The 13,682-nt window shown below is 49.0% G+C and carries 15 protein-coding genes; 5 read left to right on the top strand and 10 right to left on the bottom strand.

Features of this window, described 5'->3' with window-relative positions; translation table 11 throughout:
- Positions 1 to 204: 204 nt before the first annotated feature.
- From adk to H8L47_RS25800, 6 genes are all read right to left on the bottom strand, one after another.
- Positions 205 to 861 carry an adenylate kinase gene (gene adk, locus H8L47_RS25825; RefSeq protein ID WP_186956624.1) on the bottom strand — a complete coding sequence of 219 codons (657 nt, stop codon included), beginning with the start codon at positions 859 to 861 and terminating at the stop codon, positions 205 to 207.
- A gap of 198 nt (positions 862 to 1,059) precedes the next feature.
- Complete coding sequence (kdsB, locus tag H8L47_RS25820; RefSeq protein WP_186956622.1) at positions 1,060 to 1,818, bottom strand: 3-deoxy-manno-octulosonate cytidylyltransferase; 759 nt, start codon at positions 1,816 to 1,818, stop codon at positions 1,060 to 1,062.
- A gap of 6 nt (positions 1,819 to 1,824) precedes the next feature.
- Positions 1,825 to 2,019 carry a Trm112 family protein gene (locus H8L47_RS25815; RefSeq protein ID WP_186956620.1) on the bottom strand — a complete coding sequence of 65 codons (195 nt, stop codon included), beginning with the start codon at positions 2,017 to 2,019 and terminating at the stop codon, positions 1,825 to 1,827.
- The gene (gene lpxK / locus H8L47_RS25810; RefSeq protein WP_186956619.1) at positions 2,000 to 3,040 is read right to left on the bottom strand and encodes a tetraacyldisaccharide 4'-kinase; all 1,041 of its coding nucleotides are present in this window, start codon (positions 3,038 to 3,040) and stop codon (positions 2,000 to 2,002) included. Before lpxK ends, H8L47_RS25815 begins: the two co-directional genes overlap by 20 nt.
- A 109-nt stretch (positions 3,041 to 3,149) precedes the next feature.
- The gene (locus H8L47_RS25805; RefSeq protein WP_186956617.1) at positions 3,150 to 3,593 is read right to left on the bottom strand and encodes an ExbD/TolR family protein; all 444 of its coding nucleotides are present in this window, start codon (positions 3,591 to 3,593) and stop codon (positions 3,150 to 3,152) included.
- Between the two features lie 2 nt (positions 3,594 to 3,595).
- A complete protein-coding gene (locus H8L47_RS25800) occupies positions 3,596 to 4,201 on the bottom strand; it encodes a MotA/TolQ/ExbB proton channel family protein (protein WP_186956615.1) in 606 nt (201 codons plus the stop codon).
- A 1,209-nt stretch (positions 4,202 to 5,410) separates the two neighbouring features.
- Here H8L47_RS25800 and xseA point away from each other — a divergent pair.
- The 3 genes from xseA to H8L47_RS25785 all read left to right on the top strand — a co-directional run bounded on the left by xseA (position 5,411) and on the right by H8L47_RS25785 (position 8,574).
- Positions 5,411 to 6,772 (top strand): exodeoxyribonuclease VII large subunit, encoded by a 1,362-nt coding sequence (gene xseA, locus H8L47_RS25795; protein ID WP_186956613.1) that lies wholly within the window; start codon positions 5,411 to 5,413, stop codon positions 6,770 to 6,772.
- A gap of 168 nt (positions 6,773 to 6,940) precedes the next feature.
- Entirely contained in the window at positions 6,941 to 7,519 is a 579-nt protein-coding gene (sodB, locus tag H8L47_RS25790) for a superoxide dismutase [Fe] (protein WP_186956611.1), read from the top strand.
- A gap of 182 nt (positions 7,520 to 7,701) precedes the next feature.
- Positions 7,702 to 8,574, top strand: coding sequence for a DMT family transporter (locus tag H8L47_RS25785; RefSeq protein ID WP_186956610.1), 873 nt, complete (start codon positions 7,702 to 7,704; stop codon positions 8,572 to 8,574).
- A gap of 45 nt (positions 8,575 to 8,619) precedes the next feature.
- Here the strand turns inward: H8L47_RS25785 and H8L47_RS25780 are convergent, their stop codons facing one another.
- The 3 genes from H8L47_RS25780 to H8L47_RS25770 are packed head-to-tail and all read right to left on the bottom strand — an operon-like array spanning position 8,620 to position 10,804.
- A complete protein-coding gene (locus tag H8L47_RS25780) occupies positions 8,620 to 9,561 on the bottom strand; it encodes a hypothetical protein (RefSeq protein WP_186956608.1) in 942 nt (313 codons plus the stop codon).
- Positions 9,558 to 10,439 (bottom strand): ABC transporter ATP-binding protein, encoded by an 882-nt coding sequence (locus tag H8L47_RS25775; RefSeq protein ID WP_186956606.1) that lies wholly within the window; start codon positions 10,437 to 10,439, stop codon positions 9,558 to 9,560. Before H8L47_RS25775 ends, H8L47_RS25780 begins: the two co-directional genes overlap by 4 nt.
- Positions 10,436 to 10,804 (bottom strand): GntR family transcriptional regulator, encoded by a 369-nt coding sequence (locus tag H8L47_RS25770; protein ID WP_186956605.1) that lies wholly within the window; start codon positions 10,802 to 10,804, stop codon positions 10,436 to 10,438. The genes H8L47_RS25775 and H8L47_RS25770 overlap by 4 nt, the downstream gene beginning before the upstream one ends.
- A 193-nt stretch (positions 10,805 to 10,997) precedes the next feature.
- Between H8L47_RS25770 and H8L47_RS25765 the strand changes: the two genes are divergently transcribed.
- A complete protein-coding gene (locus tag H8L47_RS25765) occupies positions 10,998 to 11,885 on the top strand; it encodes a DUF2785 domain-containing protein (RefSeq protein ID WP_186956603.1) in 888 nt (295 codons plus the stop codon).
- 8 nt (positions 11,886 to 11,893) lie between these two features.
- Here H8L47_RS25765 and H8L47_RS25760 read toward each other — a convergent pair whose 3' ends face one another.
- On the bottom strand, positions 11,894 to 12,586 hold the full coding sequence (locus H8L47_RS25760; RefSeq protein ID WP_186956602.1) for an aspartate/glutamate racemase family protein: 693 nt from the start codon (positions 12,584 to 12,586) through the stop codon (positions 11,894 to 11,896).
- 115 nt (positions 12,587 to 12,701) lie between these two features.
- On the opposite strand from H8L47_RS25760, the gene H8L47_RS25755 reads away from it, so the two are divergent.
- Complete coding sequence (locus H8L47_RS25755) at positions 12,702 to 13,499, top strand: AraC family transcriptional regulator (RefSeq protein ID WP_186956601.1); 798 nt, start codon at positions 12,702 to 12,704, stop codon at positions 13,497 to 13,499.
- Positions 13,500 to 13,682: the final 183 nt, after the last annotated feature.

The following is a 13,682-nucleotide window of genomic DNA, read 5'->3' as shown; positions in this document are numbered from 1 at the left end:
TGTGGGCACATGCATTTTTTTAACGACAAAGTGAAACAACGACAATTCTTCATTTTCCAGACTCTGATGCCAGACCGCCTTGCATCAAATGACAAAAATGAATCCTGCACACTGCGAAACTTTTACGTAGCCCACATTTCTGGAGAAATCTGGCTGGGGCTAGCCATAAAAAAAAGCGGACAATGCAGTCCGCTTTTTACTTACTTATTCAGACAGCGCCGCAAATGCGCTATCGCGGATGGACTCTACCGGTCCGACACCAGCGATCTTGCGATATTTAGGTGCCCCTGGTTTGCCAGACTTGGCCCAGTCACCATAATAAGTCAACAGGATTTCAGTCTGTTCGTGATACACAGACAAACGCTTCTTGACGGTTTCTTCCTTGTCGTCAGGGCGTTGTACCAGCTCTTCGCCAGTCACATCATCCTTGCCTTCGACTTTTGGCGGATTGAATTTGACATGATAAGTACGGCCAGAACCAGGATGGACGCGGCGACCACTCATACGATCGACAATCGCTTCATCCGGCACATTGATTTCCAGTACATAGTCTATTGTGACGCCAGCATCCTTCATCGCATCTGCTTGTGGCGTTGTACGTGGGAAACCGTCGAACAAATAACCATTGGCACAATCTGGCTGTGTCAGCCGGTCTTTGACCAGACCGATGATGATGTCATCAGATACCAAACCACCGGTGTCCATGACTTTTTTTGCTTCCAGACCCAAAGCTGTGCCAGCGGCAATTGCAGCACGCAACATATCACCAGTAGAGATTTGCGGGATATTGTATTTTTCTTTGATGTAATTGGCTTGTGTACCTTTGCCGGCTCCCGGCGCTCCCAACAAAATAAGACGCATGTTAAATTTCCTAAGACGAGTTTGAATTTTTTGTGCCTGTATTATCAAAACATGACAGCCAGTGGTTTCATGGCAGGCACGGCTCTTTTTTTGCTTTTCTTATTTAGCTTGATAACACAGTTTCTTTTCACGAAACTTACCACAATTTTCGCATATCTTGATGCTTTGCCACGAAAACTTGGGGATTTGCCCGTTTTTTTATTTCTTATCCATAAAAAACTGCCGGACACGTTCCAGATCTTCTGCCGTATCAACTCCTGGCGCAGGGCTGGAGCCAGTAACATGAACTGCGATTGCATAGCCGTGCCACAAAACCCTTAATTGCTCCAGAGCCTCAATTTGTTCCAATGGAGAAACAGCGAGTTGCGGATATTTTTTTAAGAAATCGTTGCGGTAGGCATACAAACCGATATGACGCAAAGGCGCATAAGCGGGCGGAAACTGTTCGCGGCTGACGGTAAATCCATCCCTGTGCCAAGGTATGGTGGCGCGTGAAAAATACAGGGCGCGGCCATGTTTGTCCAATACCACCTTGACGACATTCGGATTAAAACCGTCTTCTACAGCATGGATAGGATGAGCAGCGGTCGCCATAGGCACATCTGCATTCACCAGTGCCGCTGTCGCAGCGATCAGGGTTGGATCTATCAGCGGCTCGTCACCTTGCACATTGACGACAACGGCATCGTCAGTCAGGTTCATGCTGGCGGCGACTTCGGCAATGCGGTCGGTACCGGATGGGTGATCGGCCCTCGTCATACATACTGGCACTCCGTGGGCCTTACAGGCTGCGACGATGTCGGTATGGTCAGTGGCTACCATGATGGCACTGGCACCAGACAATAAGGCCTGTTCCGCCGTGCGCACCACCATGGGCTTGCCGCCTATATCTGCCAGGGGTTTATTCGGTAAACGGCTGGAAGCCAGCCGGGCCGGGATAATGGCGATAAAACTCATAAAACGCTAAGCCTTAGGTCTGGCGTCGATTTCTTCATTGCTCAGCGCGCGAGCCTGATCTGCCCACATGATGGGGATATCATCGCGTATCTGGTAAGCCAGTTTATCGCCATAGCAAATCAATTCCTGACTGGCTTTTTGGTAGACCAATTGTCCTTTGCACAAAGGGCAAACCAACACATCAAGCAGACGTGCGTCCATGCTTTTTCTCCGAAATCATTTGTATCAGGGATGCGGCAAAAGCTGCATCGAGTTGAGCTTCGACTGGCACCACCCAGATGCGGGCATCGTCCAGTAAAGCCGGGATTTGCCTACATTTTACTGCATCCTTTTCGGTAATCAGAATGCAATCGACATCTACCCCCTTAAAACTCTGCACATCAAAGGCATGGTGATCAGGAAAAGCCAGGGTCTGACATTGCAAACCTTGTGTTGCCAACATAGTGAAAAACCGTTGTGGATTGCCTATGCCAGCCGCTGCCAGCAAACTTTGCCCCTGGAATTCAAGCAATGAACGCTGCTGCCTATCGTCATTCAGGCGATATGCCTGGCCTGCCTGCAAATGCATGCGCACAGTATCCGCAGGCAGCGAAGCTGGGAATGCCACTTCTTGCCCCGCCAGATTGCAGATAGTAAAGTCACGCCTTCTTCCTACAGGCTCACGCAAAGGCCCCGCTGGCAACAGCCAGCCATTACCAGCGCCGCGCTGATCAAACAGCACCAGTTCCACATCACGTCCCAAAGCGTAATGCTGCAAACCATCATCAGCAATGATGACATCCACTTCCGGGTTAGCCGCAAGCACACAGCGGGCCACTGCCACCCGGTCACGCCCGACAGCTACCGGGCATTGCGCCCTGGCTGCAATCAACACAGGCTCATCACCCACCTGCTGCGGCAGCGATGCGGCGTCGAGCAGGATCACACTATCAGCCTGCACGCCATAACCGCGGGAAATGACAGCAGGATGCCAGCCTGCATGCTGTAATTGCTGCACCAGCCAGATCACCAGCGGTGTCTTGCCAGTGCCGCCTATAAAGATATTACCAACGACTACAACTGGCACAGGCATTTGTGTCTGCGCTTTATAGCCCATCACAAACAATCCGAAACGGAAAGTGATGATAAGCTGGAATAGTTTGGACACTGGCCACAGCAGGCAAGCCAGCAACCCACGCTTTTGCCAGGCATTTAACAAGATTTTTTCTAATACTGCCCGCATGTCACTCTCTTGTCGCTCTCTTTTCGTTCTAAAAAAAGGAAACGGGGAGTTACACACTCCCCGCTTTTTGTCTGTCACTGTAACAGTACTCAGTTCACATTCCAGGCTGTCACTTTGCAGTAGCCTGCGCAGCAAATGTGACTTTGGCCATACCAGCAATACGCGCCGCTTCCAGCACATCAATCACGGATTGGTGACTGGTCGCACGGTCAGCGTTGATGATGATCACAGGATCCGGCTGCGCACCAGTCTTGCCAGCTTCCAGCGCGGCTGCCGCTTTTTTCAGGTCTTCTGCCAGTGTCAGGGTATCAAGGAAAGACACCGCTTGACTGTTGATCTTGTAGCGACCCTGGGCATCGATACCGATATCTATCTGATTCGGCTTGTCCTGGGCTTTTTCTGCATCTGCAGTTGGCAAGGTAATTTGCAATTCGGTGAAACGGCTATATGTCGTCGTCACCATCAGGAAAATCAGGATCACCAGCAAGACGTCGATAAACGGGATCAGGTTGATCTCTGGCTCTTCCCTGCCCCTTCCTTTACGAAAATTCATGACTACTTCCTGGCGCTGTGGACGACATCAACAAACTTGATAGCTTGCTGCTCCATATCGACAACGATGCTATCCACCAGAGCGCGGAAATGACGCCAGAACACCATCGCAGGCATGGCGATCATCAAACCAAAGCCCGTGTTATACAAGGCCACAGAAATACCATGCGCCAGTTGTGCCGGGTTGGCACCGGTCGCATTTTGCGAACCGAAAATTTCTATCATACCGACAACAGTACCAAACAAACCCATCAAAGGTGCCAGGGACGCAATCGTACCCAGGGTAGTCAGGAAACGTTCAAGTTCATGCGCCACTGCGCTACCAGCTTCTTCTATGGATTCTTTCATGACTTCACGCGGCGCATTCACATTGCGCAAACCAGCAGCCAATACTTTACCCAGTGGCGAATTGCCTGCCAGTTGCTCTATGACTTCTGGCTTGACTTTGCCAGCCTGATAAACACGGATGACTTCGTCAACCAGAGTGGGTGGCAAGATGCGGTTACGGCGCAAAGAAAGACTGCGTTCTATGATTAGTGTCAGCGCAATAACTGAGGCAATCAATAAAAAATAAATTGGCCAGCCTGCGGCTTGAATGATGGCGAACAAAATAACTCCTTGAAGGTTCCTAAATCCAAGCCCGCAATGTAGCGCGTTGTCTGCCTGTGGGCAAGAGCGCAACGCAAAAAACTAGGTACAAAATGTTTCAAGGCCCGATTTTCGGCGAAAGCACGCAGCGATTCACAAACAAAGTAATTCAGGATATTCACTGTTTTGCACAAAATCTGTGCGCAAGCTTGTGGATAAGTCCATCGAATATACGCAAGTCTATGATTTATTTAATTTTTTCATCCCTGCCAAAGATTTAGGCACAGCCATTTTGTGGATAAAACTGCATTTTCTTCATTTCTCCGCCGTCTTTTCTACACATAATTTGTGGACAAGTATGTGCAAAAGTCTTGCATACAATGACAAGCTACTGATTTTAAAGAAGATTATGGCGATGCAAAAATTTTAGGCAAGCAGGCAGTTTGAGGCTTTTTTGCACAAAATTTCATCAGAAAATTCTACAGAAAAAGAAACCCGTTGTTTTACACAAAATATGTGGACAAGATTGTGCATTACCGTAAATAAGCGGCATAAGTCACTGATTTTTAATAAATAAGTGGAACTGCCAGAAAAACAGGCAAATGCGCACTTTTGTGCTGCGATACATTTTTTCCACAGATAAATTATCTTTAAAATAATATTCAAAAACAAAAAAACCCTTGCATTCAGGCTTTTGCACAAAATATGTGGACAACTATGTGAAAAAGTATGGGGGATGTTACTAAGCCACTGATTTTATTAATTATTTTTTTCACGCCTAAAAAAGTGGCAAACCACACTTATTAACAATCACGGTTGGAGTTTTGCTTTTTTGATCATTTATTCTGTGAACTAGCGCTTATTCTGCACAAAATGTGTGGACAAGCTTGTGTAAAAGCGCAAAGAAAGATGCTAAGTATCTGATTTTAATAAGAATTACCCATATGCCATTATTTTAGGCAAAAGCGCGTAGCTTGTGGAAGACCAAAGTTTTCAACAGCTTAATCACAATTTCTGTGGATAAGTTTGTGCACAAGCTCCTAGATACACTGCAATGTCCTTGATTTGAAAGGGAATTTTCATTTTGCCTCATTCTTTTGCAAGTTGTTTTTTATTAAAAATCAAAGACTTAGATAGTAAACTTTCATTTCTTTTGACATATAAGAGGCAAAATGACATGCTGATGACCATTCCACGCTTCTGTGGACAGATTTTCCTCCGCCATGCTTTATGAATCCTGAATCGCCATATACCACTCCAGTAAACACGCCTCCCGTGATTACAGTTACGGCGCTGAACCAGGCCGTTGCTCAGCTTTTGGAGCGCAACCTGCCATTGACCTGGGTTTCTGGCGAGATTTCCAACTTTACCCGCGCCGCGTCTGGACATTGGTATTTCACCTTAAAAGATAGCGGTGCCCAGGTCAGGGCCGTGATGTTTCGTGGCCGCGCGCAATATGCTGACTTCCAGCCTAAAGAGGGAGACAAGGTAGAAGTACGTGCCCTGGTTACCCTGTATGCGCCGCGTGGTGACTATCAATTGAGTGTAGAAGCCATACGCCGAGCGGGCGTTGGCAACCTGTATGAAGCATTCTTGCGTTTGAAGGCACAATTAACGCAGGAAGGCTTGTTTGATCCAGAACGCAAGCGCCCCCTGCCTGCCTTTGTCAAAACAATAGGGATAGTCACCAGCCCGCAGGCAGCCGCCCTGCGCGACATTCTGATCGCCCTGCACAGACGTGCGCCGCATGTGCATATCATCCTCTATCCAACACCGGTACAGGGCGAAGGTGCGGGGATGAAAATTGCTCAGGCGATAGCCTCTGCCGCTGCCCGCGAAGAATGTGATGTCTTGCTGGTCTGCCGTGGTGGTGGCAGTATGGAAGACCTGTGGGCCTTTAATGAAGAAGTCGTGGCCCGTACTATCGTCAACTGCCCTATGCCTGTTATAGCTGGTATAGGCCATGAAACCGACTTTACTATCGCAGATTTTGCCGCCGACCTGCGAGCCGCCACCCCGACAGCAGCAGCAGAACTGGCCGCAGCACCGAGAGATGCCTGGCTACAGTTATTACAACGCCAGGTACAAATACTCAGCCGCTGCATGCACAGGCAACTGGATGACCAGGCCCAGACACTCGACTGGCAAAGCCGCCGCCTTCTCAGCCCCAAAGCGGCCATCGCGGCCAGGCGCCTGCAATTGGCAAGCCTGGCCCGCAATCTCAGCCACAGTGCCAGCCTGCCGATACTTCAGGCCAGACATGAACTGATGCAATTGACACAAAGCTGGCAAGCCCATAAACCGGATCTGGCCAAGCCAAGGCTATTGCTGGCCGACATGCAAAGACGCCTGCAACAAGCACGCAGACGCCACCAGGAAGGACGTCAGCAACAGTTATCTGCCTTGCGCGGTCAACTGGAGCTACTCAACCCTCAGCGCACGCTGGAACGTGGCTATGCCATCCTCAGCGACCACAAAGGCAAGGCCCTGCGCAATACGGCGGAACTCAAGCCGCAATCCCTGCTACAAGTCAGACTGGCATCCGGCACTGCTGAAGTTGGTATCAGCAGCGTACAAACCAAGCTGGATTGATTCGAATGCAAGCTGACTGCCATAAGTCTCTCATCATTTCTTGCATATATATCTAATTGCTCGTAATTTGCATCAGCCTTCGTGCAAGCTTTTGTACAACAGCTTACAATGCTGGTCTGGCTTTTCCGGATTGCCGGAAATGATAAACTCACGATAAAAGGACGCGATATGGAACATACCTTACCGGCACTGCCTTATGCACTGGATGCTTTGGCTCCACATATCTCCCAGGAGACTCTGGAATATCACTATGGCAAGCATCATCAAACCTATGTGACCAATCTGAACAACCTGATCAAGGGTACAGAATTTGAAAACTCCACACTGGAAGAAATCGTCAAGAAATCTTCTGGCGGCATTTTCAATAACTCAGCACAGATCTGGAACCACACTTTCTACTGGAATGGCCTGAAACCTAACGGCGGCGGCGTACCAAGCGGCAAACTGGCCGATGCCATCAATGCCAAATGGGGTTCTTTCGATGCATTCAAGGACGCGTTCACCAAGTCTTGCGTAGGTAACTTCGGTTCTTCATGGACATGGCTGGTCAAAAAGGCTGACGGCACACTGGATATCGTCAATACATCCAATGCAGCCACACCACTGACAACAGCGGACACACCATTGCTGACATGCGATCTGTGGGAACATGCTTACTACATCGACTACCGCAATGCACGTCCAAAATACCTGGAAGCATTCTGGGCACTGGTCAACTGGGAATTTGCGACAGCAAACCTGGGCTGAGCCAGCTTGTCTTGATGCAAGGCGCATCAAGACATGCACATCACAGATGAAAAAAACCTGCGCACGCATATGCACCGCAGGTTTTTTTTCATCCATCACTCAAGCTGTTTATGCGAAGATCATGGCTCAAATGAGCATCAGGAATTTCCCCCTATGCTCTACCGCCCTACTCTTTAAACAGCATGCAAACCAAAGCCTCTCCTCTATTACGCTTTCTCCCCGCCATCTTCATTTTTATATGGGCATCCGGTTATGTCGTTGCCAAATATGGACTGCCCTATGCTGAGCCATTGACTTTTTTATGCCTGCGCTATCTGGGTGTGATTATATTCATGTTGATACTTGCACTAAGCATGCGCGCACCCTGGCCTGAGCGCCGCTTCTGGCTGCCGATCGCCATCGCAGGTATCTTGATGCAAGCCATGTACCTGGGTGGCATCTGGTGCGCCGTCAAGCTCGGCATGCCAGCCGGTGTCGCCGCACTAATTGCCAATACCCAGCCTATCTTTACTGCTTTCCTCGGCCCCATCATCGGTGAGCGCATCTACGGCAAACAATGGGCTGGACTGGCATTGGGCATTTGTGGCGTGGCACTGGTGGTCGCCAATAAAATCTCTGTCATCGGTTTGTCTGTCAGCAGCGTAGCCCTGGCAGTCATGGCGTTGATTGCGATGACCATAGGTACGTTGTACCAGAAAAAAACCTGCCCCAGCTTTGATGTCAGGACTGGTCAAGTCATACAGTTTGCCGCGTCTTTACTGGTGACGCTGCCATTTGCACTTTCTTTGGAAACCCAGACCATCATCTGGACACCACAGTTCTTTGCCGCCATGGCATGGTCAGTATTTGTCCTGTCTGGTGTTGGCATCTCGGTGCTGTTTATCATGATACGGCATGGTGAAGCCACCAAGGTCACCAGCTATATGTATCTGGTTCCTGCCGTCACAGCTGCCATGGCCTGGCTGATGTTTGGCGAGAAGCTGACAATGACGGCGATTCTGGGAATGGTAATCGCGCTGGCAGGTGTGGCGCTCGTGGTGAGACCATCAAGATGAAACACAGGGATTGCGTCTATTGCCGCAATCCCTGTCCTTCTTGCATCATGCAGCTTCACGCCAGCGGCGCAAACGCACGGTCATATAAAACATCCCTGCTGCGGCCACAACACCCAGCCATAACTGCAGACTAAGCATCGTTTGCCAGGATACAGACAGCACCTTGCCGAAATCTACTCCGGCACCTGCAGGGCGGGTGAAGCTGGCAAGCGGGATATGCTCAAACTCTAACCATACACCTGGAAATACTCCCCCCAATGCACGTCCTACAATCAAATCACTGAACCACTTCATATCACTGTTTTGCCCCAGCAATAAATCCAGCATACCCACCAAAAACACCAAAAGCAATGGTATGCCAACCGCCCACAAAAATACCCTGGAATGCGCCCAACTGGACACCAGCATCAACCAGCCTATACTTGGCAAAGCCCATAAGATATACACTGGTAAGGTACCCAATAACTGCAAGGGTGCCAGATACAATTTTCCATTCAAGAACAGATCCTGAAATACATACACACCCTGGCTAGACAATCCAATGCCGACTATCATCAACATGACAAAAGACATGGCGATGGCACACATGATAAATATCACCGGGACGATCAGACTGGCGGTGATCAACTTGGACAATACCGTTTGAAAATCCGAGGCAGGCAAAGACTTCCAGAACAAAATACTACGATCCCTCCTGTCATCAAATAAAGCACCCAGACAGTAAAAGAAAATAATGATGCCCATTACTGCCAGCAAGGGTCCAGAGAAAAGCAAATACATGTTTGCCAATAGCTCACTGACTCTTGGAATGTCTTCTTTAAATTCTTCTACCCGTCCTAAAATTCGGGCACCAAATAATGCATTCCCTTTCAGGAAAGGCAAGATAAACACAAATATGATGGCGGCAGCCACACACAAGGGCGTCCACAGGAACATGCCCTTATGCTCCCAAAATTCACGCTTCAAAAGACTGATCATGGCTTTCATTTAGCGATTCCTTTCATGCTGGCGACAAACAAATCAGCCACGCCGGGTATGCGTGTTTCACCTAAATTGGCCAGCATCTCCTGCGCAACGCCATCGAACAGCATCACCACTTTGCCAAATACTGCCCGTTGATCCATAGGTTGCAATGCCAGGGCTTTTTCCATGTTTTCCGGTGCCACCATGACTTCGACAAAGCGCTCGGCCATTTGCTCCATGCTGGTTTCCAGCACGATTTTTCCATCATCAATAAAAATCACGTCACTGAGAATATGTTCAACTTCTTCTACCTGATGCGTAGTGATGATGATGGTTTTGTTTTCATCAAAATAATCTTCCAGCAGATTTTGATAGAACTGTTTGCGGTACAGAATATCCAGACCCAGGGTAGGTTCATCAAGCACCAGCAGTTTCGCATCAATGGCCATGATCAACGCCAGATGCAATTGTGCTATCATGCCCTTGGACATGGACTTGACCTTCATGTCTGGCGTCAGCTTGGTATTGGCAAGGTATTTCTCAGCTTTGGCACGGTTGAATTTGGGGTGTACTCCTGCAATGAAATCCATCGCCTGCTTCACCTTGATCCAGCGCGGCAAAATGGCGACATCGGCGATAAAGCAGACCTCGTTCATCAACGCATCTCGCTGGGTACGCGGGTCCAGGCCTAACACCTGCATCTCGCCATCAAAATTGCCCAGACCCAGTATCGCTTTGAGGGTGGTGGTTTTACCCGAGCCATTCGGTCCTATCAAACCTACTATACGACCAGGAGCAATCTCGAAGCTGACGTCGTCAAGTACCCGTTGTTTGCCATATTGTTTGCTGATGCTACGGGCGGAAATTACGCTGCTGGTTACGGTATCGGTGACGCTACTCATTTGTCTCCCCCTGTCGTCATCAGACCCGGCAATTGCTGCACATCCAACCCCAGCCTGCGTATGCGCTCCAGCATGGCTGGCCATTCTTCTTCAATAAAACGCTGACGTTCATTCGCCAGCAATTTATCGAGTGCTGATTCGGTCATATACATGCCTACACCTCTCCGTTTTTCGACGAGTTCTTCATCTACCAATTCCTGATAGGCTTTCAATACCGTGATCGGATTGAGTTGATACTCAGCCGCCACCTGTCTGACTGAGGGCAAGGCATCGCCTGGCTTTAACAAGCCATCCAGCATCATGCCCAGCACCCTCTGTTTCAACTGCCGATAGATCGGCGTCTGATCATTCCAGTTAACACTCATGCTTGCACCTTCCTGTGAATACCCTGGACAGCGAGATTGATACTTTTATAGCGCCATCACTCAAGTAAATTAGTGTTGTAGTTAACTATAGCACCAACTCAATATTTTTTGCGCAAGTTTTTTGTGGCGCATGACAAGAAAAAGTTGGCATGGCACACTTGGCAATCTTTTCTTTCCATGATGGATAGCACTTATGCACCGCCTGATCTCTACTTTTAGCCTGCTCCCTCTCCTATTCATTTCCACAGTGACACTTGCCGATTGTGATGAAGCAAGCAAGCACGAATTAAAAACCGCTAAATCTGTTGGCTGGAAGTTGGACGATGATGGCAAGCGCCAGAATCTGGCGCTCTCTGCGGCAGACTGTCTGGGCGTGGCGGATGGAGAATTGCGTGATGAACTGGCCTTCGAGGGACTGTCAGCCTGGATGCGGGCCGAGAAGCTGACCCTATCCACATTGACAAGTTTGCGCATAAAAATGCTGAATGCAGTGCAGGCACCTGCTGATGAAGCTACCAGTTTCCTGCGGCCGTTTGCGATTTTGACGTTGGCTGAACTGGTACGGGTGGACAGAAAAAAATCTTATCTGAGTGCAGAAGAGAGAGTCGATATCGTCAATGCAGGTAGCCATTATCTGACCAACCTGCGCGACTATCGCGGTTTTGATCCTAAAGATGGCTGGCGTCACGGCATTGCCCATAGCGCCGACCTGATACTGCAACTGGCGATGAACCCGGCCATAGAGAAACCCCAGCATGAAACCATGCTGGCAGCCATCACGTCGCAGATTGCGCCCTCAACACATTTCTACCAGTATGGTGAAGGAGTGAGGCTGATGACAGCCGTGTTTTACCTGGCGCGAACGCCCAGTTTCAACAAGCGCGACTGGGATCTATGGTTCAACAAACTCATGGACAACAGTATACAACCCGGCCCCTACACCCAGGCCAGGCTGGCACAAAGACATAATGTGAGCGCCTTTTTGCTACCGCTGTATTTTTCAGTCCGGGAAAGCACGGACCCGACAATCAAAGAGAATTTCTTGCCTGCGCTGAGAGAAGCCTTACGCAAGGTCAATTGAAGGCTGAATTATGTCAGTACCCATAATGCGGCACTGCGTGCATGGATAGCCGTTGTATCAAACAGCGGCACGCCCGCATCATCCTGTCCGACCAACAAGCTGATCTCGGTGCAGCCCAGAATGATCGCTTGCGCCCCGCTATCTTTCAGGCTTGCCATGATGCGGCGATAGTGCTGGCGTGATGTGGAGTTGATCTTGCCTAGGCACAGCTCTTCATAAATGACCTGGTGAATAATGTCGCGGTCAGCCAGCTCTGGCACCAACACCTGCAAACCATGTTTGCTATGCAAACGCTCGCGGTAAAAATCCTGCTCCATGGTAAAGCGCGTGCCCAGCAATCCCACTTTGTCATAGCCAGCATCCTTGATGGCTTGGGCAGTAGGGTCAGCGATATGAAACAAGGGGATCGCTACGGCGGCCTCAATAACATGTGCCAGCTTGTGCATGGTATTCGTACAAAGCACCAGGAAATCTGCACCCGCCAGTTCCAATGATCGGGCTGCTTGCGCGAGGATGACACCGGCAGCTTCCCAGTCGCCAGCGTGTTGCAGTCTTTCTATCTCGTGAAAATCTACGCTGTACAGGATGATTTTTGCAGAATGCAGGCCACCCAGCTTTTCCTTGATGGTTTCATTGATTTGCTTGTAATAAGGGATAGTTGATTCCCAGCTCATGCCACCTATCATGCCTATGGTTTTCATTGCAACTCCATGCGTAAATTAAAAGCCGCTGTTCTGGCCTGAGGATAGAATACTTCTATAATAAGCAGAGAGCATTTTCCAGGCTATCAAGAAATTTCAGCGGAGAGCTTTTGTAATGAGCATGGATCTTATCGATACCATCGATATAAAGTGGGGAAGACTGGAATTATTACCAGCCCTGCCTTACAGCATCAGTAGCACATCGTTCCATGCAAGTCTCGGTCTGGCATTTGCACGTCAGAAAGGTGTGCATGCCATTGGTAGCGATGTCCGCCATGACTTTGATGCCTGGCCGGGTGACTTCGCCATCAGCAGCGCTGGATTGCCGATGTTTTCAGAATCTGCGCATGGCGGTGAATACCTGTTAATGCATATCACCGAGCCTGATCTGTTAACAGACTTTCAAGCCTCTTCGCCACGAAAAATATTTCATGGTGACAAACTAGCAGTCATGCTGGCCTGGCAAATACGCTCGCTGCTCTTGCAGAGCTATCCTGACCCTCTGCTTTTGGAAGAAAAAGCCAGCCTGTTTTTACAACAAGGGTTGACTCTCCATAACACCAGGACAACTGCCCGCAGCCAATACTCCAAAGACAAAAATGTACACGCGCAAATATTGGACTACATAGAAGATCAACTTGATACCGCCTTGAATCTGGAAGTCATGGCTGCCATGGCCAATATGTCGCTCCTGCGTTTCTTGCGCAGCTTTGCACATGCCACAGGTTCAACTCCACATACTTATATCACCGAGCGCAGATTGCAAAAGGCACGGGCATTGCTCGGTAATAGCAATTTATCCATAGTTGATATCGCCGCAGATTGTGGTTTTGCTCATCAATCACACATGGGCAGTGCCTTCAAATCCAGAATGGGACTCAGCCCTCAGCAATACCGCAAACTATCTGCCTGAAGATTATTTCTGCAAAAAAACTAAGCGATCTTCGCTTAAATACGTCAAAAGCAAATTTTCTACCGAATTTCATAGAATTTGTTTTCCTATGGAACTGTCTTCAACGGCATTTGTCTATGGAAATTGCGTTAATTCCGGCGATAGCTTGCTAACATCGACATTTGCACATCACCTCTTGATCAA

The sequence above is a fragment of the Undibacterium umbellatum genome, from assembly GCF_014284125.1.
Classification (GTDB): Bacteria; Pseudomonadota; Gammaproteobacteria; order Burkholderiales; family Burkholderiaceae_D; genus Undibacterium; species Undibacterium umbellatum.
This window is presented reverse-complemented; position numbering and strand designations above follow the sequence as displayed.

Coding starts and splice junctions, on each gene's coding strand:
- adk (WP_186956624.1), bottom strand. CDS start 861: ATGCGTCTTATTTTGTTGGGAGCGCCGGGAGCCGGCAAAGGTACACAA.
- kdsB (WP_186956622.1), bottom strand. CDS start 1,818: ATGAGTTTTATCGCCATTATCCCGGCCCGGCTGGCTTCCAGCCGTTTA.
- H8L47_RS25815 (WP_186956620.1), bottom strand. CDS start 2,019: ATGGACGCACGTCTGCTTGATGTGTTGGTTTGCCCTTTGTGCAAAGGA.
- lpxK (WP_186956619.1), bottom strand. CDS start 3,040: ATGCGGGCAGTATTAGAAAAAATCTTGTTAAATGCCTGGCAAAAGCGT.
- H8L47_RS25805 (WP_186956617.1), bottom strand. CDS start 3,593: ATGAATTTTCGTAAAGGAAGGGGCAGGGAAGAGCCAGAGATCAACCTG.
- xseA (WP_186956613.1), top strand. CDS start 5,411: ATGAATCCTGAATCGCCATATACCACTCCAGTAAACACGCCTCCCGTG.
- sodB (WP_186956611.1), top strand. CDS start 6,941: ATGGAACATACCTTACCGGCACTGCCTTATGCACTGGATGCTTTGGCT.
- H8L47_RS25785 (WP_186956610.1), top strand. CDS start 7,702: ATGCAAACCAAAGCCTCTCCTCTATTACGCTTTCTCCCCGCCATCTTC.
- H8L47_RS25780 (WP_186956608.1), bottom strand. CDS start 9,561: ATGAAAGCCATGATCAGTCTTTTGAAGCGTGAATTTTGGGAGCATAAG.
- H8L47_RS25775 (WP_186956606.1), bottom strand. CDS start 10,439: ATGAGTAGCGTCACCGATACCGTAACCAGCAGCGTAATTTCCGCCCGT.
- H8L47_RS25770 (WP_186956605.1), bottom strand. CDS start 10,804: ATGAGTGTTAACTGGAATGATCAGACGCCGATCTATCGGCAGTTGAAA.
- H8L47_RS25765 (WP_186956603.1), top strand. CDS start 10,998: ATGCACCGCCTGATCTCTACTTTTAGCCTGCTCCCTCTCCTATTCATT.
- H8L47_RS25760 (WP_186956602.1), bottom strand. CDS start 12,586: ATGAAAACCATAGGCATGATAGGTGGCATGAGCTGGGAATCAACTATC.
- H8L47_RS25755 (WP_186956601.1), top strand. CDS start 12,702: ATGAGCATGGATCTTATCGATACCATCGATATAAAGTGGGGAAGACTG.